Genomic DNA, 26,379 nt, shown 5'->3' on the forward strand with positions numbered 1-26,379 from the left:
CGGTCAGCCGTCACGCGCCGCGATGACCCAGCCGTCGTCCGCCTCGAGACGGATGGACGCGCCCGGGGCGAGCGCGCACGGCTCGATCGCGTGGAAGTGGAGCATCTCGCCCGCGCCCTGGACTTCGGCCTCCACGCGGAAGCGCCCGCCTTCGTAGGTGACCGTCCGCACGAGCGCAGGGAAGCCCCGCGCGGGATCGGTCGTGACGCGCAGGCTCTCGGCACGCAGGCACGCCTTCGCCGCGCCCGCGCGTTGCGTCGGGGCGCAACGAAGGCGCAGAGTCGTGCCGTAGAGGGTCGCCGCGCAGGCGCCCGCCGCGGCCTCGCGTACCTCGACCGGAACGACCATGCCCTCGCCGACGAAGCGCGCGACCGTTTCGTCGCAGGGAGAACGGTAGAGCTCGGAGGGCGTCGCGAACTGGAGCACGCGGCCGCGATCCATCACCGCGATCCGGTTCGCGAGCGCCATCGCCTCCGCCTGGTCGTGCGTGATGTAGAGCATCGTGGTGCCGGTCCGCTCGTGGAAGCGCGCGAACTCGCGCTCCATCGTCGCGCGGAGGTGGACGTCGAGGTTCGCGAGCGGCTCGTCGAGGAGCACGAGCGAGGGCTCGGTGACGAGGCAGCGCGCGAGCGCGACGCGCTGGCGCTGGCCGCCCGACAGCATCGCGGGAGGGCGATCGTCGAAGCCTTCGAGGCCGACCAGCGCGAGCGCGGCCTTCACGCGGCGCGTCCGCTCCGGCTCGCGGACGCCGGCGACCGCGAGGCCGTAGGCGACGTTCCCGGCGACGCTCATGTGCGGCCACAGCGCGTAGGACTGGAACACGATGCCGATGCGCCGGCGCTCGGGCGGCAGGTGGCCGCCGGGGCCGGAGACCTCCGCCTCGCCGATCAGGATGCGGCCGGCATCGGGCTTGTCGAAGCCCGCGACCTGGCGCAGCAGCGTCGTCTTGCCGCAGCCCGACGGACCGAGGATCGCGACGAGTTCGCCGTCGTTCACCGCGAGCGTCACGTCGTCGAGGACGCGCGTGGTTCCGAACGACTTGGTCAGCCGTTCGACGGTCAGTCTTGCCATGGCAGCACGCCGCGCGGCAGCCTGCGCGCGAAGAGGAGCGTCGAGAGCATGAGCGTGAAGCTCAGGAGGATCGTGAGCGTCCCGAGCGCGGACGCGTAGGTCGAGTCTCCGCCCTGCTGGAACGAGAAGAACACGACGCCGAGCGTCTCCGCGCCGGTCGACCACAGGAGCGCGGAGACGGTGAGTTCGTTGAACGCGGTGAGGAAGATGAGCAGTGCTCCCGCGGCGGCGGTCGGCGCGACGAGCGGCGCGATGACCGTCCGCAGTCGCCGGAGGAAGCGCGCGCCGGTGATCTGCGCCGCCTCCTCGAGCGTGCGGTCGAGGTGGTGGTAGCCGCTCGCCACCGGCCGCAGGCCCAGCGCGAGGAAGCGGCCGAGGTAGCAGAAGAAGATGATCCAGATCGTGTTGTAGAGCGAGAGGCCGACGATCGGCAGCGGCTTCAGGAACACGAGGATCGCGGCGATCGCCAGCACGACGCCGGGCAGCGCGTAGGGAATCTCGGTGAGGAATCCGAGCACCCGCAGCGCCGGGCTCTTCTGCCAGACGAGGAAGTAGGCGAGCGGGATCGCCACCACCGCGATCAGCACGGCCGCGCTCATCGACAGGCTGAAGCTGTTCACGAAGGCGCGGCGCGTGGCCGCGTGCTCGAACAGCACGAAGCGGAAATTGTCGAGCGTCGCGGAACCGGCGGTGAGCGGCACGCCGAGCGCGGGAACGAGCGAGGTCAGCACCAGCGCGACGAGCGGGGCGACCAGCACGAAGCCAGCGAGCGCCCAGAGCGCCAGCTCGGCCGGCAGCCGCAAGCGTCCGAGTTCGAACGCGCGCGCCATGGCGGTCGACGTGGTCGTGCGGAAATCGCGGCGGCGCAGGAGCGTGTCCTGCGCCAGGATGCCGGCGAGCGCGATCGCGCCGATCAGGGCCGAGAGGACCGCGACGTCCGAGAGCGCGTCGGGCCCGAGCCCGGCGAGCCGCTGGTAGATGAGCGTCGGCAGCACCAGGTAGTTGCCGGGAATGCCGAGGAGCGCCGGGATGCCGAAGTTGCCGAGGCAGGAGACGAAGCAGAGCGCGATGCCCGCGAGGAGCGGCGGCGTCATCAGCGGCAGCACGATCGTGCGCAGCACGCCGAGCGGACGAGCGCCGCCCGCGAGCCCGGCCTCGATCAGTTCCTGGGGCAGCGTCCGCAGGCCGGCGCGGAGCGTGAGGAACACGAGCGGCGCGTACTGCACGCCCAGGACCAGCATGATCCCGCCCGCCGAGTAGAGCGGATTGCGCTGGCCGAGCGGCGGTGCGAGCCCGACGACCTTGAGCAGCGTGCTCGAGGGGCCGAAGAGCTGCAGCCAGGCGAGCGCCACGACCTGCGGCGCGAGGAGCAGCGGCGCCACGAAGCAGAAGACGAACGCGCTGCGGCACCGGACGTCGGTCAGCGAGACGGCGAGCGCCGCCACGGTCCCGACCAGCACCGCGAGCGCGGTGCCGCCGAGCGCGGTGACGAGGCTGTGCGCGGTCGCGGTCCAGGTCGTCGGATCGGAGAGGACGCGCGCGAGCGTGTCGGGCGAGAGGCTGCCCCTCGGCGCGATGCCCTCGAAGAGCAGGCGCGCGAGGGGCAGCGCGGAGAGGACGAAGACGACGGCCGAGAGCGCCCAGAGCAGCGCGACCTGCTCGCCCCGCTCGCGCGCGCCCGCTCGCTCCGTCATGCGCGCGCCCGGCCCGGACTACTTGCCGAAGATCTGCGCGAAACGCTTGAGATTCTCGCTGTTGTCCCGCGCGACCTCGGCGATGTTCGTGGGCATCAGCTTGATCGTGACGCCGGCCGGATACCAGGACGGCATGCCGACGCTCGTGCGCGCCGGGATGTAGCCCATCGAAGCCGCGAGCTTCTGGCCCTCGTCGGACAGGATGAAGTCGACGAACGCGCGCGCGGCGGCGGCGTTGTGCGTCGTCTTCAGGATCGCCACCGGCTCGGTCACCGCCGGATTGCCCTCGGTCGGGAACACGAAGTCGATCGGCGAGCCCTTGGCCTTCGCGTTGAACGCCATGAAGTCGACGAGCACGCCGTAGGACTTCTCGCCGTTGGCAACCGCGTTCAGCACGGCGCCGTTGCCGCGCACCGCGACCGCGTCGGCGGCCTTGAGCTTCTCGAAGAACGACCAGCCCAGGTCCGACCGCTCGGTCATCGTGCCGAGCATGATCGCCGCCGCGCCGGAATAAAGCGGGCTCGGCATCGCGATCTGGCCCTTGTACTCGGGCTTCGCGAGGTCCGCCCACGAGGCGGGCCGGCTCTTCGCCGCGGTGTTGACCGCGATGCCGGTGGTGATGAGCTTGGATCCGAAGTAGGTGCGATCGGCGTCGATCACGCCCGGGTCGATGCCGTCGACCTTCGCCTGCGGATAGGCGAGGAGGCGGCCGTCCTTCTTGAGCGTCTCCATCGTCGCGGCGTCGGCGAGCAGCAGCACGTCGGGCCGGGGCGCGCCCGCGGCGAACTCCGCGGCGAGCTTGCCCATCACCTCGGTCGTGCCCGAGCGGAACACGTCGACCTCGACCTGCGGGTGGACCTTGCGGAACGCCTCCACCGTCCGGGTGGCGTCGCGCTCCGGCTGCGACGTGTACAGGACGAGCTTGCCCGACGGCGCCTGCGCCTGCGCGCCGCCGAAGGCGAGCGTCGCGGCGAGGGTCGCGAAGGCGAGAACAGTGCGGCGCGAAACCATCGTCATTTCCTCCTCGTTGCGCGGGGCGTCGTGGGACCCGCCCCCCGATTATCCGATGCCTCTGTGACGGCCTCGTGACCCCGGTCAGGGATCGATGAAGGCCACCTGCGTGCCGACCGGCAACTCGCGCCCGTCGACCGGAGCGAGGTTCCGGATGATGCCCGAAGCCGGCGCCTCGACCTCCATCACCGACTTGCCGGTCTCCATCTCGAACAGGATATCGCCTTCGCGGACCCGCTGGCCCTCTTCGACCAGCCACTTCGCGATCGTGCCCGATTCCATGTCCATGTCCACCTTCGGAAGGATCACCTCGACCGCCGCCATCAGGCCCTCCCTTCCTTCACCAGCGTGCGCACGGCGGTCACGATGTCCGCCTCCTGCGGAACCGCGGCCTTCTCGAGCACCGGATTGTAGGGAATCGGGGTTTCCGCGCCGCCGAGCCGCAGGATCGGCGCCTCGAGCCGGCGCACCACGTCGTGGCCGGCGACGCATGCGGCGATCTCGGCGCCGATGCCCATCGTCTTCACGCCCTCGTAGACGATCGCGAGACGGCGCGTCTTCGCGACGCTCGCGAGGATCGTCCTCGTGTCGAGCGGGCGGAGCGAGCGGAGATCGATGACCTCCGCATCGATGCCTTCCTGCGCCAGCCTCTCGGCCGCGGCGGCGGCGCGCAGCGCCATGATCGACGAGCCGACGATCGTCACGTCGCGTCCCTCGCGCCGCACGGCCGCCGCGCCGATCGCCACCCGGTACGGGGCCGCGGGCACGTCGCCCTTGGTCCGGTACAGCAGCTTGTGCTCGAACACCAGCACCGGATTGGGATCGTCGATGGCGGCGAGCAGGAGGCCCTTGGCGTCGTGGGGCGTCGACGGCTGCACGACCTTGAGCCCGGGGACGTGCGCGAACCAGGCCTCGAGGCTCTGGCTGTGCTGCGCCGCTGCACCGGTGCCCGATCCCGCGGGCAGGCGCACGACCATCGGCACGCTCGCCTTGCCGCCGAACATGAAGCGGATCTTCGCGGCCTGGTTGACGAGTTGCTCCATCGCGAGCGTCGCGAAGTCCGAGAACTGGATCTCGAGCACCGGACGCATGCCGGTGAGCGCCGCGCCCACCGCCGCGCCGGCGAGGCCGAGCTCGCTGATCGGCGTGTCGATGACGCGCTCGGCGCCGAAGCGATGGAAGAGATCGCCGGACACGCCGAAGGCGCCGCCGTAGACGCCGACGTCCTCGCCGAACAGGAACACGCGCGGGTCGGCCTCCATCGCCTGCGCGAGCGCCTCGCGGATCGCCTCCGCATACGAGAGCGTCCGGACCGCGGTGTCCGGTGGGGACTCGTCAAGCGGCATAGACGTCGCGCGCGAGTTCGGCGGGATCGGGAGCGGGGCTCGACTTCGCGAATTCGAGCGCTGCGGCGATCTCGGCCTGCGCGGCGGCGCGGATCGCGGTGAGCTCGGCGTCGTCGAAGCGCTGCTGGGCGATGAGCTCGGCTTCGAGGCGCGCGATCGGGTCGCGCGCGCGCCACGCCTCGATCTCCTCGCGCGTCCGGTAGAGGTTGCGATCGCTCTTCGAGTGCCCGCGCCAGCGGTAGGTCCTGCATTCGAGGAGCGTGGCGCCGCCGCCGCCGCGCGCGCGCTCGACCGCCCGGGCGGACGCCGCGGCGACCGCGGGGAGGTCGTTGCCGTCGATCGTCACGCCGGGGATCGCGTAGGCCGACGCGCGGTCGGCGACGTTCTTCACCGCCATCGCCTTCGCGACGTCCATCGACATGCCGTACTGGTTGTTCTCGCAGACGAACACGACCGGCAGCGTCCAGATCGACGCCATGTTGAGCGACTCGTGGAACGCGCCCTCGTTCGCGGCGCCGTCGCCGAAGAAGACCATGCACACGCGGTCCTGGCGCTGCGCCCTGATGCTCATGCCGACACCCACGGCGATCGGCAGTCCGCCCGCGACGATGCCGTTGGCGCCGAGGTTCCCGGTCTCGAGGTCGGCGATGTGCATCGAGCCGCCGCGGCCGCGGCAGTAGCCGGTTTCCTTGCCGAAGAATTCGGCGAGCATGCGCGCCACGTCCGCGCCCTTCGCGATGCAGTGGCCGTGACCGCGGTGCGTGGAGAGGATGTAGTCGTCGGGACGAAGCGGAAGGATCGCGCCCACCGCGCTCGCCTCCTGCCCGATCGACAGGTGCATCGTGCCGTGGACGAGGCCGCGCATGTAGCTCTGTTCCGCCGCCTCCTCGAACTGGCGGATCAGGTGCATGCGGGTGAGCGCGAGCGCGAGCGTCGCGTGGTCGAGCGCGGCGAGTTCGGGCCGCTCGGGGAGGGCGGTGGGACGGTCGTTGGGCATCGGATCAGGCCGCGGCCGCCACGCGCACCATCGCGTCCTGTTCGCGGCGCAGTTGCACGATGCGCAGGCGCTCGTCCGGCGAAGCGTTCGCGTAGGTGAGGGTGTCGCCCTTCGCGATCCGCTTCGTGACGCGCGCACCCTGGGCGAGGCCGAGCGGGAGGGCGCCGAGGCGCTCGGCGTCCTCGCGCGCGAACGCGAAGCCGCGGTAGCTGGTCTCGCCGATCGCGTCGAGCGTCTCGCCGGGTGCGAGGTCGCGCTTCGCGCGGGCGCCGACCTCGGCCGAGGGCACCGGAAGCGGGCGCATATGGCTCTGGCCGTGCAGCACGGCCGCGGCCGCGGAGAGCGGAACCTCGAGGCTCGTCAGGTGGTAGGGGCGGTAGAACGTGACGTAGGGCGGCTCGCCGATGCGAAGATCGCTCATGCGCTCCATCAGGCGCGGATGGCGGATCTCCGCGATCGCGAAGACGCCGGGCGCGACGCCCGGGGCGACGGTGAAATCGACCACGCCCTTGCGGCCGAGCACGCCGCCTTCCTCCTTCGGGCAGAGCACCCGGTGCAGCGTGTCGAGCGCCGCGTTCGGTCCGTGCATGCCCGGGATGTCGGGCCTCAGGCCGGTGGCGTTCGCGAGCGCCACCATCTCGACCATCGTCTTGCTGCCGTCGACGAACTCGACCAGCATGCGCGGGTTCATGTTGCGGCGCGCGGCCTCCTCGCGGTACTGGTCGGGCATCGCATCGACGCGGAACGCGTTGTTCTTGCCCTTGCCGGCGGCGACGATCGGGTAGCCCAGCGCGCGCAGGAAGTTCACGAGTTCCATCGTCGAGGACGGCTCGTCGCCCGCGCCGAGCGTGTAGACGACGCCCGCCTCGCGGGCCTTCGCCGAGAGCAGCGCGCCGATCGTGACGTCGGCCTCGACGTTCATCATCACCATGTGCTTGCGCGCGGCGAACGCCGTCAGCGCCACCTCGGCGCCCACGTTCGGGTTGCCGGTCGCGTCGATGACGACATCGACGCCCTCGGCGAGGCAGACATCGCGGTGCGAGCGGCACACGGCGAGCCGGCCGCGGGCGATCGCGCGGGCGGCCGAAGCCGCGTCGTCCACGGTCTCGAGCGGTCGCAGCGGCACGCTCGCGGTGGTGGCGGCGGTGGCGACGTTCTCCGGGATCGCGTCCGCGGCGGCCACGACCTCGATGCCGCGCATGAGGCCGGTCTGCACCAGGATGTCGGTGCCCATCTGGCCGGCGCCGACCAGGCCGACGCGCACGGGGCGTCCCTGGCGTTCGCGCGCGTCGAGCGCTTCGGCGAGCGAACCGGGGTCGGCGGAGGCGGCTTGCGTCATGGCCCGGACATTTGTAATGTTCGGGGAACATATCTCCAACCCGACCCGGTGTCAACGTGCGGCGCAGCGAAGCCGATCCTCCCGATTCCTCCGCGCAGGCGGATCTCGGCGTGCGCGCGGCGTGGCTCTACTACGTCGAGGAACTGACGCAGGCGGAGATCGCGCGCGCGCTCGGGCTCTCGCGCGCCAAGGTGATCCGGCTGCTCTCCGCGGCGCGCGAGCGCGGCGTCGTCCGCGTCGAACTGGACGCGCGCGACACCGCGGGACTCGCGCTCGAGCGGCGCCTCGTCGAGCGCTACCGGCTCGAACTCGCCATCGTGGCCCCTTCGCCCACCCGCGAGAGCGCGGTCGCGGACGTCGTCGGCCACGCCGCGGGAACTTGGCTGTCGCGCGAGGTGCGCGAGGGCATGACGCTCGGTATCGGTTGGGGCAGGACGCTGCACGCGAGCCTCGCGGCGCTGCGGGAGCGCACCGTCGAGCGGCTGTCGGTCGTCTCGCTGCTGGGCGGCATGACGCATTCGCACACGGTGAATCCCTCCGCCGTCGCGCGGCGTGTCGCGGACGCGTTGGGCGCCGAGTGCTACCAGCTCACCGCGCCGCTGGTGGTGTCGCAGGGCGCGATGCGCGATGCGCTGTGGAAGGAGCCCGGATTGAACGCGCTGCTCGAGCGCGCGCGCAAGGCGGATCTCGCGATCGTGAGCGTCGGCGACCTTTCGGCCGACGCGACGCTCTTCCGCGAGGGACTCCTTCCGCGCGCGGCGCTGCGTGCGCTCGCCGCCGCCGGAGCGGTCGGCGACGTGCTCGGCCATTTCATCGATGCCGGCGGTCGTGTCGTCGACCATCCGGTGAATCGGCGCGTCGTGGCGGTCGGGATCGCGGACCTCCGCAAGGTTCCGCGCATCGCCGTCGCGGCGGGCGGCCGGCGGAAGGCGGCGGTGATCGATGCGGCGCTCCGCGCGACCGGCGCGCGGATCCTCGTCACCGACGAGGGCGCCGCGCGCGCGCTCGTCGATTCCCGCGGAGTGGCGTCGGGCTGAAGGCCAGGCTGTCGGGCTCATGCCCGACCTACGGGAGGGGTTGTGGGTCGGCCTTCAGGCCGACATCGCATCACGCCGTCGTAGGTCGGCCTTCAGGCCGACAACAGGGATCAGGGATCAGGAATCAGAGGACAGTCGCGCCGGCGATTCCCGCGGCGGCGCATCGAGCGCCGGGACGCGTCCTCGGTGTCGGGCTGAAGCCCGACCCACGGGAAGCGGTGGTGGGTCGGCCTTCAGGGCGACATCGCGCCCCGCCGTCGTAGGTCGGCCTTCAGGGCGACATCGCGCCCCGCCGTTGTAGGTCGGCCTTCAGGCCGACAACAGGGATCAGGGATCAGGAATCAGAGGACAGTCGCGCCGGCGATCCCCGGGGCGGCGCATCGAGCGCCGGGACGCGTCCTCGGTGTCGGGCTGAAGCCCGACCCACGGGAAGCGGTGGTGGGTCGGCCTTCAGGGCGACATCGCGCCCCGCCGTTGTAGGTCGGCCTTCAGGCCGACAACAGGGATCAGGGATCAGGAATCAGAGGACAGTCGCGCCGGCGATCCCCGGGGCGGCGCATCGAGCGCCGGGACGCGTCCTCGGTGTCGGGCTGAAGCCCGACCCACGGGAAGCGGTGGTGGGTCGGCCTTCAGGGCGACATCGCGCCCCGCCGTTGTAGGTCGGCCTTCAGGCCGACAACTGGGATCAGGGATCAGGAATCAGAGGACAGTCGCGCCGGCGATCCCCGGGGCGGCGCATCGAGCGCCGGGACGCGTCCTCGGTGTCGGGCTGAAGCCCGACCCACGGGGAGCGGTGGTGGGTCGGCCTTCAGGCCGACGGGCTGCGCGCAAGCGGCCGTGCCGGCTGGCCGCAGAGCACGAGCGCGACCGCGGCGAGTTCGTCCCAGGGATCCTCGCGGCCGAGGCCCTTCGACAGCGCGTCGAGGCGCGCGACCTCGGGGACGAGCGAAGGGGCGATCTCGCGGGGAATGCGCGTTGCGGCGCGCTCGAGCGCCTTCGCGCGACCGCCCCAGACGCGCGCCTGCTTCACGGCGACGCCCGCCGGTGTTCCGTGCGCGACGAGGCCCTGAACGATCGCGAGCGCGTGCACGTCCTCGGTGAGCTGCCACACCGGCAACACCGGCGAGGTCCCTTCGTCGCGCAGCACCGAGAGGATGCGAAGCGCCCGTGCGGCCTCGCCGCCGAGCCACGCTTCGGAGAGCGCCGCGGTGTCGTAGCGCGCGACGTCGGCGACCGCGGCGACGACGCCGTCGTGGTCGAGCGTGCCTTCGGGGAGCAGCAGCGCGAGTTTCTCGATCTCCTGGCGCGCGGCGAGCAGGTTGCCTTCGCTCGATTCGGCGAGGAACGCGAGGGTGTCCGGCGAGGCCTTCTGGCCCTGCCGCGCGAGCCGCGCTCCGATCCAGCGCGGCAACTCGTCGCGGGAGAGCGGCCACACCGGAACCTCGACGCCCGCGCGCGTGAGCGCGGTGAACCACGCGGAGCCCTGGGCCGCCTTGTCGAGCTTGGGCAGGCTCACGAGCGTCACGTCGTCGGGATTGTGGCTCGCGGCCCAGGTCTCGAGCGCCTTCGCGCCTTCGGTGCCGGGCTTGCCGGTGGGAATGCGCAGGTCGATCATCCTGCGCGACCCGAAGAGTCCGAGGTTCGCGTGGTTCGCGAGGAGGGCGTCCCAGCGGAATCCCGGCTCGACGACGAAGACCTCGCGCTCCTCGCAGCCGGCGCGCCGCGTTGCGGCGCGGATCGCGTCGCCGGCCTCCAGCGCGATCAGCGGCTCGTCGCCGTGGACGACGTAGAGCGGCGCGAGCGTCTTCGCGAGGTGGCCGGCGAGCGCTTCCGTGCGAACCTGCATCAGGGCTTCTTCGCGGCTTGCAGGCGGCGCACGATCTGCGAGATCGCGTCCGACTGCATCTGGCCGATCAGCCGCTGTTCCTGGATCTCGCGGGCGAGGCGCTCGGTGTCGTCGTACAGGTAGGTGCGGCGGATCGTGATCTGGTCCTGCGGCAGCCAGACGGCGCCGTCGCCGCCGCGCAGCATGAAGTCGACGCGCATCGTCAGCAGGAACTCGCGCGCGCGGCCGCCCGGCGAGAGCGACAGCACCGCCTTGTCGTTGCCGATGTTCTGGATCTCCAGCACCACCTGAGCGCCCTGCGGGGCGTCGACCACCTTCGCCGAACCCGCTCCGGCGAGCGCGCGCTTCAGTTCCTGGGTGAACGGCAGTCCGGCGGGCGCGCCGACGTAGATCGACTCGAAGGTGAAGTTCGCGCTGCCGCGCAACTGGAACCCGCACGCGGCGACGAAGCCGGCGGCCGCGAGCGCGGCGAGCGTGCGTCGCTTCGGGAGCGGCGTCATGTGACCACGTTCACGAGCCGGCCGGGCACGACGACGACCTTCTTCACCGGCGCGCCGTTCGCGTGCTTCGCGACTTCGCCGGACGCCCGCGCGGCGGACTCGATCGCGGCACGGTCGGCGGTCGAGGGCACGACGAGCTTGCCGCGCAGCTTGCCGTTGACCTGCAGCACGAGTTCGATCGCGTCCTGGGCGAGCGCGCGTTCGTCCACCTCGGGCCAGGGGGCGTCGAGCAGGCCACCCGACTCGCCCGCGTATCCCAGGTCCCGCCACAGCACCCACGCGGTGTGCGGGACGACCGGGTAGAGGACGCGCAGCAGGATCGACAGGCCTTCGCGGACCACGGCGGCAGCGCCGGGCGCGTCGGGCGCCAGCGCTTCGAGCGCGTTCAGCATCTTGTAGCCGGCGGAAACCACCGTGTTGTACTGGACGCGCTCGTAGTCGTAGTTCGCCTGCCGCAGCGCGAGGTGCACCTCGCGGCGCGCCGCCTTCGCGGCCTCGCCCGCATCCGCGCCCGCGGCGATGCCCTGCGCACCGCGCACCGCGACGAGGCGACCCTGCGCGTAGCCCCACAGGCGCCGGAGGAACCGGTAGCTGCCCTCGACGCCCGCGTCCGACCATTCGAGCGTCGCCTCGGGCGGCGAGGCGAACATCACGAAATGGCGCGCGGTGTCGGCGCCGTAACGGCCGATGATGTCTTCGGGATCGACGCCGTTCCTCTCGGACTTCGACATCTTCGACACGCCGCCGTACTCGACCGCGGTGCCGTCGGCGAGCCGCCCGCCGACGATGCGGCCGTCCTCGAGCGTCGGCGTGACCGTCGCCGGCGGATGGTATTCGACCGCGCCCTTGTCGCTCCGCGTGAACCACGAGTGGTTCAGCACCATGCCCTGCGTCATCAGGCGCGTGAACGGTTCGTCGAAGCGCACGAGCCCCATGTCGCGCATGACCTTGGTCCAGAAACGCGCGTAGAGGAGGTGCAGGATCGCGTGCTCGATGCCGCCGATGTACTGGTCCATCGGCATCCAGTAGTCGTTGCGCGCGTCGACCATCGTCGGCGCGTCCGGGCACGCGTAGCGCATGTAGTACCACGACGAGTCGACGAAGGTGTCCAGGGTGTCGGTTTCGCGTTGCGCGGGCGCGCCGCAGCGCGGGCAGGGCACGTCGAGGAAGTCGCGGCGCTTCGCGAGCGGGTTGCCGCTGCCGTCGGGCACGCAGTCCTCGGGCAGCACGACCGGCAGGTCCTTCTCCGGCACCGGCACCGCGCCGCAGGCGCCGCAGTGGATGATCGGGATCGGCGTGCCCCAGTAGCGCTGGCGCGAGACGCCCCAGTCGCGCAGCCGGAAGGTCACCTTCTTCTCGCCGAGCCCCTTCGACGCGAGGTCGGCGGCGATCGCGTCGACCGCCGGACCGTACGCGAGGCCGTCGTACTTGCCGGAGTTGACGCAGCGCCCGCGCGCCTTGTCCTCGTACCACGGCTGCCAGCGCGTGTCGTCGAACCTCTCGCCTTCGACCGCGACGACCGGCAGGATGGAGAGGCCGTACTTGCGCGCGAACGCGAAGTCGCGCTCGTCGTGCGCGGGCACGCCCATCACCGCGCCGTCGCCGTAGGACATCAGCACGTAGTTGCCGACCCAGACTTCGACCTGTGCTCCGGTGAGCGGATGCTCGACGTGGAGGCCGGTCGGCACGCCTTCCTTCTCCATCGTCGCGAGGTCGGCCTCGATGACCGAGCCGCGTCGCGCCTTCTCGACGAACGCGCGGACCTGCGGCGAGCGCTCCGCCGCGACCGATGCGAGCGGGTGTTCGGGTGCGACCGCGACGAAGGTCACGCCCATGATCGTGTCGGCGCGCGTCGTGAACACGTACATCCGGCCGTCGCCGACGAGGCCGCCGCGGTCGTCGCGGATGGCGTGCGGGAAGGCGAAGCGCACGCCTTCGCTGCGGCCGATCCAGTTCGCCTGCATCGTGCGCACGCGCTCGGGCCAGCCGTCCATCCGGTCGAGCGAGGCGAGGAGTTCCTCGGCGTAGTCGGTGATCTTCAGGTAGTAGCCGGGAATCTCGCGCTTCTCGACCAGCGCGCCGGTGCGCCAGCCGCGCCCGTCGATCACCTGCTCGTTCGCGAGCACCGTCTGGTCGACCGGGTCCCAGTTCACGACCTGGGTCTTGCGGTAGGCGACGCCGCGCTCGAGCATCTTCAGGAAGAACCACTGGTTCCAGCGGTAGTACGCGGGATCGCAGGCGGCGATCTCGCGCGACCAGTCGATCGCGAGCCCCATCGACTGCATCTGCCGCTTCATCGTGGCGATGTTGTCGTAGGTCCACTTCGCCGGCGGCTGGCCGCTCTTCATCGCCGCGTTCTCCGCGGGCAGGCCGAACGCGTCCCAGCCCATCGGCATCAGCACGTTGTGGCCGCGCATCCGCAGGTGGCGCGCCATCACGTCGTTGATCGTGTAGTTGCGCACGTGTCCCATGTGCAGCCGCCCCGACGGGTAGGGCAGCATCGACACGCAGTAGAACTTGCCCTTCGGGCGGCCGGTGTCGTCGTCGCGCGCGCGGTAGGCGTCGGCGTCGCGCCAGGCGGCCTGGGCGGCGGACTCGATCGATTTCGGGTCGAAGCTCTGCGTGTCGGACATGGAAGGCGACTTTCGGGTGCCAGACAGGTGTCTGACCCCGGGATTTTACCCGGGCGTCCCGGCGACGAGCGTCCAGACGCCGAGCGCGGCGAACACCGCCGCGGCGGCGATGCGGATGGCGCGCAGCGGCATTCGCTCCGCGGCGAATCCGCCGGCGAACACGACCGGAACGTTCGCGGCCATCATGCCCGCCGTCGTGCCGACGACGACCGCGGCGAGCGCGTCGTACTTCGCCGCGAGCATCACGGTCGCGATCTGCGTCTTGTCGCCCATCTCCGCGAGGAAGAAGGCGACGACCGTCACGCCGAAGACCCCCCAGCGGCCGAGCGGCTTCGCCGTCGCCTCGGCGAGCGAGTCCGGTCTGAGCGCCCACAGCGCGACCGCGAAGAACGAAAGCCCCAGGATGAAGCGGAGCAGGTCGGCGGGCACGGCCGCGCGCACGAGGTTGCCGGCCCATCCGGCGAGCGCGTGGTTCGCGAGCGTCGCGACGAGGATGCCGGCCACGATCGGCCATGGCCGCCGGTAGCGTGCGGCCAGCACGAGCGACAGGAGCTGCGTCTTGTCGCCGATCTCGCCCAGGGCGACGACGCCGAACGATACGAAGAGGGCTTCCAAGGAGGGGCTTTGCGGACCGGCCGGGGAGCCACCGTGGCGGATCCGCGAAGAATTTCCATTCTATCAGGCGCTTGCCGCCGTTCCTCCGGCGCGCCCGCGGAGCGGCCGCCCCCCGGGTGGCACAATGGCGGAACCCCGCTGCGGGTTCGCCCCTCTTATCCGGGGCCCGATCCCGCGGGCAGTTCGACATGCCGACGCGACCACGACACCTGGACCGTCCGCTCCGGCGCCTGGCCGCCGCGGCGGCGCTCGCGCTCGCGACGGCGACTGCGGCATTCGCCCAGCCGGTCCGGACTCCGAACGTCGAGGCCGAACTGGTGCCCGCAACCACTGCCGGGGTTCCGGGGAAGCCGGTCACCGTGGCATTGCGCCTCGCCATGCGCGAAGGCTGGCACACCTACTGGCGCAACCCCGGCGACACCGGGCTCCCGACGACGATCGAATGGAAGCTCCCGGATGGCGTGACCGCCGGACAGATCGACTGGCCCGCACCGCACGCGCTGCCGATCGGCCCGCTCGTCAACTACGGCTACGAGGGCGAGATCTTCCTGCCGAGCGCGCTGGCCATTCCGGAAAACGCGAAGCCGGGCAGCACGCTCGCGATCGCCGCGCGCGTCGATTGGCTGGTCTGCAAGGAGACCTGCATCCCCGAGGGCGCGGACCTCACGCTCGCGCTGCCGGTCGCAACGGCCGCGGAGGCGCATCCGCGCTGGGGCGCGCCGATCGCAGCGACGATCGCGGCGCTCCCGAAGCCCCTCGCCGGCTGGACGGTCGCCGCGCAGGGCGAAGGCCAGCGCGTCAAGCTCACGCTCGCTCCGCCCGAAGGCGCCGCCGATCCGGGCCAGCTCCGCTTCTTCCCCAACGACGAAGGCCGCATCGAGGCGTCCTCCCCGCAGGTCGCGACGAAGGAAGGCGCGGCGCACGTGCTGTCGCTGCCGGTCGCCTACCAGCTCGTGCCCGGCTTCACGCGCGTCGCGGGCGTCGTCACGGGCACGAACGGTTTCGCCGGCGCAAAGGCCGCGACGATCGACGTGCCGCTCGCCGGCAGCGTGGTCGCGGGTCCGAAGCCGATCGACACCGCCGCGGCGGCGCTGCCGAGCGCGCCCGCGGTCAGCACGATGTCGCTCGCGCTCGCCGCGCTGTTCGCGTTCGGGGGAGGTCTCATCCTGAACCTCATGCCCTGCGTGCTGCCGGTGCTGTCGATCAAGGTGCTGGGGTTCGCGCAGCACCACGATTCGCGGGCCACGATGCGCCGCGAAGGACTCGCGTACGGCGCGGGCGTGCTCGTGACCTTCATCGCGCTCGCCCTCCTGCTGCTCGCGCTGCGCGCGGCGGGCGAGGAGCTGGGCTGGGGCTTCCAGCTCCAGTCGCCGATCTTCGTCACGCTGCTCGCGGTGCTGTTCTTCGCGCTCGGCCTCAACCTCTCCGGCGTCTACGAGTTCGGCCAGTTCGCGCCCGCGTCGGTGCGCGGCTGGACCGCGAAGAACCGCACGCTCGACGCGTTCTCGACCGGCATCCTCGCCGTGGTCATCGCCTCACCCTGCACCGCGCCGTTCATGGGCGCCGCGCTCGGTTTCGCGCTCGGCCAGCCGGCGGTCCAGACACTCGCCGTGTTCGTCGCGCTCGGGCTCGGCATGGCGCTCCCCTACGTGCTGTTCGCGTGGTTCCCGGCGTGGCGCCGTCTGCTGCCGAAGCCCGGAGCGTGGATGGTCCGCTTCAAGCAGGTCCTCGCGTTCCCGCTCTACGCGACGGTCGCGTGGCTCGCGTGGGTGCTCGGCGTGCAACTCGACGTCGACGCGGTGCTGCGCCTCGCGTTCGTGCTGATCGCGGTGGCGTTCGCGCTGTGGGCGCTGCACGCGGCCAGGATGGGCGGCGGCAAGCCCTGGCGCTGGGTCGCCGCCGTCGCGGCGATCGGTGCGGTCGCGATCGGCATGCCGCTCGCGGCTTCCGGACCCGCGCCGTCCGAGGCGTCGAGGGCAACGGCATCGCCCGCCGGACCGTGGCAGCCGTTCTCGCCGGCGTCGCTCGCGACGCTGCGCACGACCGGCCCGGTCTTCGTCGACTTCACGGCCGCGTGGTGCGTGACCTGCCAGGTGAACAAGCGCCTCGTGCTGAACGACCGCGGCGTGGTCGACGCGTTCGGCGCGAAGCAGGTGACGCTCGTGCGTGCCGACTGGACGCGGCGCGACCCCGACATCACGCGCGCGCTCGCCGCACTCGGGCGCAACGGCGTGCCGGTCTACGTGCTCTACCGCCCCGGCCGCGAACCGCTGCTGCTGCCCGAGGTCCTCACGTCGCGAGTGGTGCATGATGCGCTCGCGACCCTCTGACCGGCGCCGGCCGGCGCCGACCGGGACCGGGCCGGACCGCCTCCGGACGGAACTTTGCCGCCGCCGGTCGGGTCGAAGCTTCGGAACCTCTTGAAGGGCGCGGCGCGATCACCGCCGCGCGGGTGAGGCGAAGGGCCGGGCGACCGGCCCTTTGCTTTGTGCGCCACCCCGCCGGGTTCACGGACGCGAGCCGGCCACGGGCGTCGTCTCGGTCCGCTCTCCCCACCACCCCCCGCCCATCGCCTGGAACAGCGCCGCGGTGTCGGCGAGCCGCGCGGCCGCCGCCTGCGAGCGCTCGAGTTCGGCCTGCAGCCGCCCCCGCTCCGCGTCGAGGACCTCGAGCTGGCTCACGCCGCCCAGCGCGAGGCGCTCGCGCGTGATCGCCCAGGCGCGCTCGGCCTCGCGCGCCTGCTCGCTGCGCGCCGCGAGCGCATGCGCGTCCTCTTCGAGCGCGCGCAGCGCGTCGGCGACGTTCGCGACGCCAGTCAGCACCGACGCGCGGTATGCCGCGAGCGCCTCCTCCCAGGCGGCGACCGCCTCGCGCTGGCGCGCCTTCAGCTCGCTCTGGCGCAGGAGCGGTTGCACGAGCGCGATGCCGATGTTCCACACGTTGACCCCCTGGCCGAGCACGTCCTCGATCCGCGTGCGATCCGACGAGAGGCCGCCCGACAGCGTGAGGCGCGGATAGCGGTTCGCCTCGGCGACGCCGATCGCGGCGCTCGCGCGATGCAGCATCGCCTCGCTCGCGCGGATGTCGGGCCGCTGGCGCACGAGGTCGGCGGGCACGACGAGCGGAACGTCCTGCGGCAGCGTGAGGTCGGCGAGCGTGATCGCCGGCAGCGCCGCGTCGCCCGGCGTGCGGCCGGTGTAGACGGCGAGTGCGTGCATCGACTGCGCGAGGTCGCGCTCGAGCGGCGGGATCGTCGCGCGCGTTTGCGCGACGAGCACACGCTCGTTCGCGACCTCGACCGCGGAGACCGCGCCGAGCGCCTGGCGCTCCTCGGCGATCGCGAGGAGTCTCGTCTGCGTCGCGAGGATCGCGCGCGCCGAGGCGATCTGGTCGCGCAGCGCGGCCGAGCGGATCGCGGCGGTGACGACGTTCGCGGTGAGCGCGACCTGCGCCGCGTCGAGTTCGTAGCGCCGCGCCTCGACCACGGCGTCGAGCGATTCCAGTTCGCGGCGTGCGCCGCCGAACGCGTCGACCGTGTACGAGACCGAGACGCCGACGCTGTAGAGCGTGAAGGGCCCGGTCTTCGGCGCGTCGGGGAATCCGAGCGCCGCCGGATCGATCTGGTTGCGCGAGAGTCCGAGCGATCCGTCGATCGCGGGCAGCGTGACCGACGACGTGCGTGCGTTGCGGTCCTCCTGCGCCTGCGCGAGCCGCGCGCGCGCCTGCGGCAGCGTGGGGCTCGCGTCGAGCGCGGCGCGCACCAGCACGTCGAGCTTCGGCGACGCGTAGAGCCTCCACCAGTCGGCGGGGAGATCGCGCGCGGGCACGAAGCGCTGCGCGACTCCGTCGGCGGCGATCGTCGCACCGGGTTTCGCGCCGACCGTGTAGACGCCCGCCGTCGGCGGATCGGGCGCGCGGAAGTCCGGCCCCACCGTGCAGGCGGTGGCGATCCACGCGGCGGCGAGCGGCGCGGCGCGTTTCGCGAACCTACGGGCGAAAGGGGTCATCGCAACCTCCGTCAGTCGAGCGTGCGCCGGTAGAACCGCAGCGCCACGACCATCACGATCAGCGTGAAGAGCATCATCGGCCACAGCGACGGCCAGAGGTCGGGCCAGCCGTTGCCCTTGAGCAGGATGCCGCGCACGAGCCGGTTGAAGTGCGTGAGCGGCAGCACCGAGCCGATCCACTGCGCCCATTCGGGCATCCCGCGGAACGGGAACATGAACCCGGACAGCAGGATGTTCGGCAGGAAGTAGAAGAAGGTGAGCTGCATCGCCTGGAGCTGGTTGGCGGCGAGCGACGACATCGTGATGCCGACGGTGAGGTTCGCGGCGATGAACAGGAGCGAGGACAGGAAGAGCGCCGTCAGGTCGCCGACGAACGGCACGCCGAACACGTAGCGCGCGGCGACGAGGATGATCGCCGCCTGGACGAGGCCGATCGCCACGTATGGCACGATCTTGCCGGTCATCACCTCGAGCGGCGAGATGGGCATCGCGAGCAGGTTCTCCATCGTGCCGCGCTCGCGCTCGCGCGTGATCGCGAGCCCGGTCATCATCACCATCGTCATCGTGAGGATCACGCCCATGAGCCCCGGCACGATGTTGTACTGGGTGATCGACTCGGGGTTGTAGAGCCGGTGCACGCGGATGTCGAAGGGGGGCGGTCCCTGCCGGAGGTGCGCATGGGGGCCCACGAGGTCGCGTCGCGCCGCCTGGTCGGCGATCGGCGCCATCGCCGCGAGCGCCGGGCCGGTCGCGGTCGGGTCGGACGCGTCCGCCTCGAGGAGCAGCGAAGGGTGTTCGCCGCGCAGGAGGCTTCGCGTGAATCCGGCGGGAATCGAGAGCACGAATTGCGCGTCGCCCCGGGCGAGCGCCCGGCGGCCGGCTTCCTCGTCGGGAAGCTCGGCGACGATGGCGAAGTACTCGGAGTGCCTCATGCCCTCGATCACCGAGCGCGTGAACTCGGACGATTCGCCCGCGATCACCGCGGTCGGCATGTGCTTCGGATCCGAGTTGATCGCGTAGCCGAACAGCGTGAGCTGGATGATCGGGATGCCGATGATCATTCCGAACGTGACGCGGTCCCGCCGGAGCTGCAGGAACTCCTTCGTGACCATGCTCCACCAGCGCGCGAGCGAGAACGAGCGTGCGTTCGTGCCGGAGGGCGCGGTCGCGGTGCTCACAGGTTCGCTCCGCCCCAGTTGTCGGTCGCCTCGCGCATCAGGTGGATGAAGACATCCTCGAGCCCGGTGTCGGTGCGCGTCCAGCGCCACGGCATTCCGCCGGCCGCCTGCGCGAGCGTCGCTTCCACCGCCTGCGCGTCGCGACCGGTGACGTGGACCGAGGCGCCGAACGAGGCCACCTGCTCGATGCCCGCCGCGCCGCGAAGCTTCTCGACCAGTTCGCCCGCACCGCTGCCTTCGACGGCGTAGGTGACGAGACCGCGGCTCGCCACGATCGCGGCGGCGGTGCCCTGCGCGAGCAGCCGGCCGTAGGCGATGTAGGCGAGCTTGTGGCAGCGCTCCGCCTCGTCCATGTAGTGGGTCGAGACGAGCACCGAGATGCCCTGCGCGGTGAGCCGGTGCAACTCCTCCCAGAACTCGCGGCGCGCGTTCGGATCGACGCCGGCCGTCGGTTCGTCGAGGAGGAGGAGCCGCGGCCGGTGCAGCATGCACGCGGCGAGCGCGAGCCGCTGCTTCCAGCCGCCCGACAGCGCGCCGGTGAGCTGGTGGGCCCGCGTGGCGAGGCACAGTCCGTCGAGCGCGCGGTCGACCGCCACCTTGCGGTCGGGCATGTCGTAGACGCGCGCGACGAACTCCAGGTTTTCGCGGATCGTGAGGTCGTCCCAGTACGAGAACCGCTGCGTCATGTAGCCGACGTTGCGTTTGATCTCTGCGCTCTGCGTGCGGATGTCGTAGCCGAGGCAAGTGCCGCTGCCCGCGTCCGGCGTGAGAAGCCCGCACATCAGTCGGATCGACGTCGTCTTGCCGCTGCCGTTGGGCCCGAGGAAGCCGAAGATCTCGCCCCGCCCGACTCTGAGCGCGAGATCGACGACCACGTGCTTGGCGCCGAAACTCTTGTCGAGCCCGCGCACGTCGATGACCGGGTCGGCCGCGGCGGTCATCGCAGCAGCACGGAGACCGGCTGGCCCGGCCGCAGCTTCGGCGCGTCGGCGGCCGACGGCCGCGCCTCGACCATGAACACGAGCTTCGAGCGCGTCTCGTTGCTGTAGATGACGGGCGGCGTGAACTCGGCCTCGGTCGACACGAAGCTCACGACGACCGGAACCTCCGCCGCGCAGCCGTCGCAGCGCACGACCGCCTGCCGGCCCGGCGCGATCGAGCCGATCTCGGTCTGCGGCACGAAGAACCGCACCTTCACGTTGGCGGGCGGCAGCATCCGGACGACCGCATTGCCGGCGGCGACCCACTCGCCTTCGCGGTAGAGCGTGTCCTGCACGAGCCCTCCGAGCGTCGCGGCGATCGACTTCTGGTCGAGCCGCCACTTCGCCTGGTCGAGCGCGGCTCGCGCCGCCGCGACCTGCGCGGCCTGAGCCCGCACCTGCGCGGCGCGGCCGGGCAACTCGCCCACCGCGATCTCGCTCTCGAGTTGCTTCACGCGGGCGAGGTTCGCCTCGTGCGCGGCGCGGCCGTCGTCGAGCTGCTGCTTCGCGATGCCGCCGATCGCGAACTGTGCTTCGTCGCGCGCGAGACGCACGGCGGACTTGCGCTCCTCGGCGCGTGCCTGCGCGAGCTGCGCGCGGGTCACGTCGAGCTCCTGCGGCCGCTTGCCGGAGTGGAGGTCGGCGAGGGTCGCCTCGGCCGCGCGCAACTGTTCGGCGGCCTGCCGCTCGGCCGCGGCTTCGCTCTGCGCCTCGAGCGCGAACAGCGGCGCTCCGGCGGCGATGGTGTCGCCGCGATGCACGGAGAGCCGGTCGAGGCGGCCTGCGATCGGCGAGGCGACGTTGACGAACTCGCCTTCGACGTACCCTTGGCGTCCCGCGGGCGGCGGCTCGCCGCAGGCGGCGAGCGTGAACGCCACCGCGGCGAGCGCCATCGGCGGTTTGAGGATCGTTCCGAGGTTCATCGCCGTGACCTCCGGGCTGGCTTGCTTGGGGGTGGCCGGCTCCCCGCGAGTCCGGTCGCGAGCATCGCGATCGCGTGGCGCGCCAGATCGTCGGCGGTCACGCGCTCCGCGCCGGGCAGGCGCCGCCAGACCTCGCGCGTCGCGAGCGGGAACATCGTGAGCCCCATGATCGAGACGAAGACGAGGCGGGGCTCGATGCCGGGCGCGATCGCGCCCCGGCGACGGGCGCCGGCGAGCGCGTCGCCGATCGCACCGATCGTGGCGACCGCGGCGGGCGGAGGCCAGCGGAGCGCTCGTTCGCGCAGCGCCCCGCCCTCGGCGGCGATCTCGCGGATCCAGATCGGCGGCATCCACGGCATCGCGCGCGCGGCGTCGAAGATGCGCCCGACGAGCGAGGACAACGTCGCGAGCGGAGGCGCGGCGGGATCGGCCGGCGGCGCGAAGACGCGGGTCACGAAGCGCGAAATGCGCTCCTCGACAACGGCGTCGATCAGTCTTTCGCGGCCGCGAAAGTAGTAGTGGATCATCGCAGGCGTGACCCCCGCGCGCGCAGCGATGTCGACGGCGGTCGTCGCGGCGACGCCGCGCTCGGCGAAGAGCGCGACGGCGGCATCGAGCAGCGCTTCGCGCGCGTCGCGGTCGGCCGAACGCGCCGGGCGTCCGCGTGCCCGCGCCGCGGGCGGGGTCAGTCGGGTGACGGTGGCGTTCACGCGTCGATGTTAATTAAATGGCCAATTACTTTCAAGTCCCCGGCGCCGCGTTGCCTCCGGCGACCCGCCTTCGCGGCTCGACGCCCCCCGGCGCCGCTACAATGGCGCGATGCCGCTCGACACCTGGCTCGCGTTCTTCGTCGCCTCCTGGCTCATCAGCCTGTCGCCGGGCGCGGGCGCGATCTCGTGCATGGCCGCGGGCATGCGCTACGGCTACTCCCGCGCGATGTGGAACATCGCGGGCCTGCAGCTCGGCATCCTGTTCGTGCTCGTGATCGTGGCGCTGGGGTTGGGCGCGATCATCGCGGCATCGACGACGCTCTTCGCCGCGGTGAAGTGGCTGGGCGCCGCGTATCTCGTCTACCTCGGCGTGATGCAGTGGCGTGCACCGGCCTCCCCGGTGCGCGACGCGGGCGACGTCGATGCCTCGCAGGGGTCGCCGGGCCGGCTCGTGCTGCGCGGCTTCCTCGTGAACGCGACCAACCCGAAGGGCATCGTGTTCATGCTGGCCGTGCTGCCGCAGTTCATCGACCCGGCGCTGCCGCAACTGCCGCAGTACGCGATCTGCGGCGCGACGCTCTTCTTCACCGACCTCGTCGTGATGAGCGGCTACACCGGGCTCGCGGCGAAGGTGCTGGGACTGCTGCGCGAGCCGCACCACGTGCGCTGGGTGAACCGCACGTTCGGCGGCCTGTTCGTCGCGGCGGGCGCGGCGCTCGCCGCGTTTCGCCGCGCCTGAAGCCGCGCGCTCGCCATCCTCCGCGAGCGCCCCGCAGTCAAGTCCCCGGACCCGGACAGGTACCGGGGTCCGGAAGGATCAGGCAACCGGTCGCGCGGGCGCGGCCTCGATGCCGAATTCAGCCAGTGCCGCGGACAGTGCTTCGAACCGGGGCACCTGCCGGGCGTGGAGCCCCACGGCGCGGGCCGCCTCGACGTTGATGCGGTTGTCGTCGACGAAGAGCGCGCGCGCGGGATCCACGCCGAGTTCGCCGATCACGTGTTCGAAGTAGTCGGCATCCGGTTTCAGCCGGCCCACGGCGTACGACGGAAAGTTGCGGTGGAACATCGCGGGCAGCGACCACTCGCGCTCGAAGCGCTCCCAGTGCAGCTCGTTGGTGTTCGACAGCGACGCGAGCGTGTAGCGCGGGGCGAGCGCGGCGAGGAAGCCGCGAGCGCCGGCGTTGAGCGTGCGCGGCCAAAGGGCGAACTCGGCGAGGAACGCCTCGCGCGACACCGGCAGGGCGAACTCCTCGATGATGCCGTCGGCGAAGGCGTCGCGGCCGGTCCTGCCCGACTCGTAGCCGCGCACCGCCGGCGAAGCGAGCCAGCGGCGCCACAGCTCCTCGGTCGTGCAAAGCGACGGGCTCCAGGCGAGCATCCGCTCGACGCCCGCGAGTTCGATCAGCACGCCGCCCAGGTCGAACAGGATCGCCTCGATCCTCGCCATCGCCATCCCTCCGGATCAGTGGAGCGCGATCGCGAGCCCGATCGGCACGAAGATCACCGCCATCGCGTTGCCGATCAGCACGATCGAGGCGACCCGTCCCGGCTCCTGCCGGAACTGCTCGGCCACCATGAAGTTGAGCACCGCCGGCGGCAGGCAGCCGAACAGGAACAGGAGCCCGGTCTGCGTCCGGTCGAGCCCGAGCAGCGGCGCGATGAGGCCCGCGCAGGCGAGTCCGGTCAACGGGCACACGAGGCCGCCGATGACGCCGAGCTGCGCGTCGCCCCAGCGGATCGCCGTCATGCGCACGCCGAGCGAGAGCAGCATCAGCGGGATCATCGCGTCGCCGACGAGTTTCAGCGTGACCGCGGCGACCTCGGGCATCGGCGGATGGACGACCGCGAACGCGAAACCCGCCACCGTCGACCACACCATCGGGTTCTTCAGCAGGTTCCCGAACTTCGCGCGGTGGTCGATGATCCACACGCCCAGCGTGAAATGCAGCAGGTTGCTGATCGTGAAGAGCGCGACCATCGCGGTCAAGCCGGCGTCGCCGAACGCGAGCACCGCGAGCGGCAACCCGAGGTTGCCGCAGTTGTTGAACATCATCGGCGGCACGAAGGTCCGATGGTCGACGCGCAACAGGCGCGCGAACGGCCACGCGAGGAGCCCGGAGCCCAGCACGATACCGATGCTGCCGGCGATCAGCAGGCGGTTCTCCCAGAGGTCGAAGGACTTCGACGACAGCGCCGAGAAGATGAGCGCCGGAGCGAGCACGTTGATCGACAGCCGGTTGACGACCGACATGTCCGGATTGGCCCGGCGCCCCCAGAACCAGCCGAGCGCGACCACGGCGAACACCGGGAGGATGATGCCGAGCAGGCGTTCGAGCATCGGGGGATCAGGAATCAGGGAACAGGGAACAGGGAACAGGGAACAGGGCGTCGTCGGCGGTCCCCGGTGCTCCTGCATGCGGCGCCCGGCTGATCCCGGATTCCCGCTACAGGATGTACTTGGCGAGATTGTCGTCGCCCGCCACCCCGGCGAGCCGGGCGTCGACGTAGGCGGCGTCGATCGCGATGGTCTCGCGGTCGTGCTTCGAGGCCGAGTACGAGATCTCCTCGAGCAGGCGCTCCATCACCGTGTAGAGGCGCCGCGCACCGATGTTCTCCTGCTTCTCGTTGACCGCGTGCGCGATCTCGGCGATGCGGCGGATCGCGTCCGGGCGGAAGTCGAGCTCGACGTTCTCGGTGCGGAGCAGCGCCTCGTACTGGCGCACGAGGCACGCGTCGGTCGCGGTGAGGATCTGGACGAAATCCTCGACCGTGAGCGAGGCGAGCTCGACGCGGATCGGAAAGCGGCCCTGCAGCTCGGGAATGAGGTCGGAGGGCTTCGACAGGTGGAACGCGCCCGAAGCGATGAACAGGATGTGGTCGGTGCGCACCATGCCGTACTTGGTCGTCACCGTCGTGCCCTCGACGAGCGGCAGCAGGTCGCGCTGGACGCCCTGCCGCGACACGTCGGCACCCTGCAGGTCCGAGCGCGAAGCGATCTTGTCGATCTCGTCCAGGAACACGATGCCGTTCTGCTCGACGGCCGCGAGCGCCTTCGACTTGATGTCGTCCTCGTTCAGGAGCCGCGCGGCCTCCTCGTCGGTCAGCGCCTTCATCGCGTCGGCGACCTTCATGCGCTGCACCTTGCGCCGGGCGCCGCCCATCTGCTGGAACATGCCCTGGATCTGCGAGGTCAGTTCCTCCATGCCCGGCGGCGCCATGATCTCCATCGACGGCGCCGGCGCGGCCACCTCGACGTCGACGTCCTTGTCGTCGAGCCGGCCTTCGCGCAGCATCTTGCGGAATTTCTGGCGCGTGCCCGAGTCGGTCGGCTTCATGTCGTCGAGGTTCACCTCGCGCACCGGCGGCAGCAGCAGATCGAGGACGCGGTCCTCCGCGGCGTCGGTCGCGCGGTCGCGGACCTTGCGCATCTCGGACTCGCGCGTCTGCTTGACCGCGGCGTCGATCAAGTCGCGCACGATCGTGTCGACGTCGCGACCCACGTAACCCACCTCGGTGAACTTGGTCGCCTCGACCTTCACGAACGGCGCGTCGACGAGCCGGGCGAGGCGGCGCGAGATCTCGGTCTTGCCGACGCCGGTCGGTCCGATCATCAGGATGTTCTTCGGCGTGATCTCCCCGCGCAGCGGTTCGGGCACCTGCTGGCGGCGCCAGCGGTTGCGCATCGCGATCGCCACGGCCCGCTTCGCCTCGTGCTGGCCGACGATGTGCTTGTCGAGTTCGGAGACGATCTCCTGCGGCGTCATCGACGACATGGTTTGCGGGGAGCGGGACGACGGGCGCGAGCGCGCCCGGGAGGGTTCATTGTACCGCGACACGCTGCGGCGACCGATGGCGGCGCGGCGCGCCATCGCCTATCATGCGAGCCCATGCGCTCGTCCGAAGCATCCATCCGCCCGGTCGTGCGAGCGCTCGCGCTTTGGACGCTCGCCTTCCTGCTCGGCGCCTGCGGCAGCGCGACCGGCCCGCTCGAGATGCCCGACCAGGGCCCGCGCGAACGTGCGCGCGGGCCGGGCGTGGAAGCCGTCCTCACGCCGGTGAACGGCAGCGCCGCGCAGGGCTCGCTGAAGATGGTCGATCGCAACGGGACCCTGACGGTCGTGGGCACGGTCAACAATCTGATGACCGGCGTCTACCGCTTCGCGATCCACGAGCGCGGCAACTGCAGTTCGCCGAACGGCTTTTCGGCCGGAAAACCGTGGGCACCGCCCGGATTCCCGCGGCCGGCCGGCGAGATGCTGCCGGAGATCATGATCGGCAGCAACGGCAACGGCGTGCTGTCGACGACGCTGCGCGGCGTGACGCTCGCCGCGCCGGACGGCGTCGAGGGCCGCTCGGTCGTCGTGCACTCGGGCGCGCGCGTCGACGACAACGTCGTTCCGGGCGTGCCGAACCGCCTCGTGCTGTGCGGAGTGCTCGGGCCGGTGCGCTCGTTCATGGACCTGTTTCGCGACTGACCGCCTCGAAGGACGTC

General features: G+C 71.5%; 23 protein-coding genes. 4 read left to right on the top strand and 19 right to left on the bottom strand.

The genetic code is table 11. The annotated features are described in order from the left end of the window. Positions 1-3 precede the first annotated feature (3 nt). The 7 genes from HS109_07955 to HS109_07985 all read right to left on the bottom strand — a co-directional run bounded on the left by HS109_07955 (position 4) and on the right by HS109_07985 (position 7,458). Positions 4-1,071, bottom strand: a complete 1,068-nt coding sequence (locus tag HS109_07955) for an ABC transporter ATP-binding protein (GenBank protein ID MBE7522305.1) — start codon at positions 1,069-1,071, stop codon at positions 4-6. Continuing rightward, on the bottom strand, positions 1,059-2,765 hold the full coding sequence (locus HS109_07960; GenBank protein ID MBE7522306.1) for an iron ABC transporter permease: 1,707 nt from the start codon (positions 2,763-2,765) through the stop codon (positions 1,059-1,061). The genes HS109_07955 and HS109_07960 overlap by 13 nt, the downstream gene beginning before the upstream one ends. A gap of 18 nt (positions 2,766-2,783) precedes the next feature. After that, entirely contained in the window at positions 2,784-3,782 is a 999-nt protein-coding gene (locus HS109_07965; GenBank protein MBE7522307.1) for an ABC transporter substrate-binding protein, read from the bottom strand. A gap of 78 nt (positions 3,783-3,860) precedes the next feature. Then, a complete protein-coding gene (locus HS109_07970) occupies positions 3,861-4,100 on the bottom strand; it encodes a biotin/lipoyl-binding protein (GenBank protein MBE7522308.1) in 240 nt (79 codons plus the stop codon). Further along, positions 4,100-5,122: an alpha-ketoacid dehydrogenase subunit beta gene (locus HS109_07975; protein ID MBE7522309.1), complete on the bottom strand. Its 1,023-nt coding sequence runs from the start codon at positions 5,120-5,122 to the stop codon at positions 4,100-4,102. The genes HS109_07970 and HS109_07975 overlap by 1 nt, the downstream gene beginning before the upstream one ends. After that, the gene (locus HS109_07980; protein MBE7522310.1) at positions 5,112-6,119 is read right to left on the bottom strand and encodes a thiamine pyrophosphate-dependent dehydrogenase E1 component subunit alpha; all 1,008 of its coding nucleotides are present in this window, start codon (positions 6,117-6,119) and stop codon (positions 5,112-5,114) included. Before HS109_07980 ends, HS109_07975 begins: the two co-directional genes overlap by 11 nt. 4 nt (positions 6,120-6,123) lie before the next feature. After that, entirely contained in the window at positions 6,124-7,458 is a 1,335-nt protein-coding gene (locus HS109_07985) for a homoserine dehydrogenase (protein MBE7522311.1), read from the bottom strand. Between the two features lie 56 nt (positions 7,459-7,514). Between HS109_07985 and HS109_07990 the strand changes: the two genes are divergently transcribed. Beyond that, positions 7,515-8,495: a sugar-binding transcriptional regulator gene (locus HS109_07990; GenBank protein ID MBE7522312.1), complete on the top strand. Its 981-nt coding sequence runs from the start codon at positions 7,515-7,517 to the stop codon at positions 8,493-8,495. Between the two features lie 808 nt (positions 8,496-9,303). On the opposite strand, the gene HS109_07995 is transcribed toward HS109_07990, so the two are convergent. From HS109_07995 to HS109_08010, 4 genes are read right to left on the bottom strand one after another with little or no spacing between them, the layout of a single operon-like run. After that, positions 9,304-10,341 carry a DNA polymerase III subunit delta gene (locus tag HS109_07995; GenBank protein MBE7522313.1) on the bottom strand — a complete coding sequence of 346 codons (1,038 nt, stop codon included), beginning with the start codon at positions 10,339-10,341 and terminating at the stop codon, positions 9,304-9,306. Further along, positions 10,341-10,841 carry a hypothetical protein gene (locus HS109_08000; GenBank protein ID MBE7522314.1) on the bottom strand — a complete coding sequence of 167 codons (501 nt, stop codon included), beginning with the start codon at positions 10,839-10,841 and terminating at the stop codon, positions 10,341-10,343. The genes HS109_07995 and HS109_08000 overlap by 1 nt, the downstream gene beginning before the upstream one ends. Continuing rightward, on the bottom strand, positions 10,838-13,474 hold the full coding sequence (locus tag HS109_08005; GenBank protein MBE7522315.1) for a leucine--tRNA ligase: 2,637 nt from the start codon (positions 13,472-13,474) through the stop codon (positions 10,838-10,840). Before HS109_08005 ends, HS109_08000 begins: the two co-directional genes overlap by 4 nt. Positions 13,475-13,519: 45 nt before the next feature. Continuing rightward, the gene (locus tag HS109_08010; protein ID MBE7522316.1) at positions 13,520-14,089 is read right to left on the bottom strand and encodes a TMEM165/GDT1 family protein; all 570 of its coding nucleotides are present in this window, start codon (positions 14,087-14,089) and stop codon (positions 13,520-13,522) included. 188 nt (positions 14,090-14,277) lie between these two features. On the opposite strand from HS109_08010, the gene HS109_08015 reads away from it, so the two are divergent. Next, the gene (locus tag HS109_08015) at positions 14,278-16,419 is read left to right on the top strand and encodes a thioredoxin family protein (protein MBE7522317.1); all 2,142 of its coding nucleotides are present in this window, start codon (positions 14,278-14,280) and stop codon (positions 16,417-16,419) included. Between the two features lie 177 nt (positions 16,420-16,596). On the opposite strand, the gene HS109_08020 is transcribed toward HS109_08015, so the two are convergent. The 5 genes from HS109_08020 to HS109_08040 all read right to left on the bottom strand — a co-directional run bounded on the left by HS109_08020 (position 16,597) and on the right by HS109_08040 (position 21,797). Further along, positions 16,597-18,096, bottom strand: a complete 1,500-nt coding sequence (locus tag HS109_08020) for an efflux transporter outer membrane subunit (protein ID MBE7522318.1) — start codon at positions 18,094-18,096, stop codon at positions 16,597-16,599. An 11-nt stretch (positions 18,097-18,107) separates the two neighbouring features. Then, on the bottom strand, positions 18,108-19,208 hold the full coding sequence (locus HS109_08025; protein ID MBE7522319.1) for an ABC transporter permease: 1,101 nt from the start codon (positions 19,206-19,208) through the stop codon (positions 18,108-18,110). A 62-nt stretch (positions 19,209-19,270) separates the two neighbouring features. Then, entirely contained in the window at positions 19,271-20,215 is a 945-nt protein-coding gene (locus HS109_08030) for an ABC transporter ATP-binding protein (GenBank protein ID MBE7522320.1), read from the bottom strand. After that, positions 20,212-21,147, bottom strand: coding sequence for an HlyD family efflux transporter periplasmic adaptor subunit (locus HS109_08035; protein ID MBE7522321.1), 936 nt, complete (start codon positions 21,145-21,147; stop codon positions 20,212-20,214). The genes HS109_08030 and HS109_08035 overlap by 4 nt, the downstream gene beginning before the upstream one ends. A 26-nt stretch (positions 21,148-21,173) precedes the next feature. Continuing rightward, complete coding sequence (locus HS109_08040; GenBank protein ID MBE7522322.1) at positions 21,174-21,797, bottom strand: TetR/AcrR family transcriptional regulator; 624 nt, start codon at positions 21,795-21,797, stop codon at positions 21,174-21,176. Positions 21,798-21,996: 199 nt separating this feature from the next. Here HS109_08040 and HS109_08045 point away from each other — a divergent pair, with 199 nt between their 5' ends. Further along, positions 21,997-22,626 carry a LysE family transporter gene (locus tag HS109_08045; GenBank protein MBE7522323.1) on the top strand — a complete coding sequence of 210 codons (630 nt, stop codon included), beginning with the start codon at positions 21,997-21,999 and terminating at the stop codon, positions 22,624-22,626. 78 nt (positions 22,627-22,704) lie between these two features. Here the strand turns inward: HS109_08045 and HS109_08050 are convergent, their stop codons facing one another. The 3 genes from HS109_08050 to hslU all read right to left on the bottom strand — a co-directional run bounded on the left by HS109_08050 (position 22,705) and on the right by hslU (position 25,660). Further along, a complete protein-coding gene (locus HS109_08050; GenBank protein ID MBE7522324.1) occupies positions 22,705-23,334 on the bottom strand; it encodes an HAD-IA family hydrolase in 630 nt (209 codons plus the stop codon). Between the two features lie 15 nt (positions 23,335-23,349). Next, complete coding sequence (locus tag HS109_08055; GenBank protein MBE7522325.1) at positions 23,350-24,225, bottom strand: AEC family transporter; 876 nt, start codon at positions 24,223-24,225, stop codon at positions 23,350-23,352. 106 nt (positions 24,226-24,331) lie between these two features. Further along, positions 24,332-25,660 (bottom strand): ATP-dependent protease ATPase subunit HslU, encoded by a 1,329-nt coding sequence (gene hslU / locus HS109_08060; GenBank protein MBE7522326.1) that lies wholly within the window; start codon positions 25,658-25,660, stop codon positions 24,332-24,334. 114 nt (positions 25,661-25,774) lie between these two features. Here hslU and HS109_08065 point away from each other — a divergent pair, with 114 nt between their 5' ends. Next, the gene (locus tag HS109_08065; protein ID MBE7522327.1) at positions 25,775-26,362 is read left to right on the top strand and encodes a superoxide dismutase family protein; all 588 of its coding nucleotides are present in this window, start codon (positions 25,775-25,777) and stop codon (positions 26,360-26,362) included. The last annotated feature ends 17 nt before the right edge of the window (positions 26,363-26,379 follow it).

The sequence above is a fragment of the Burkholderiales bacterium genome, from assembly GCA_015075645.1.
In the GTDB taxonomy this organism is placed as follows: domain Bacteria; phylum Pseudomonadota; class Gammaproteobacteria; order Burkholderiales; family Casimicrobiaceae; genus VBCG01.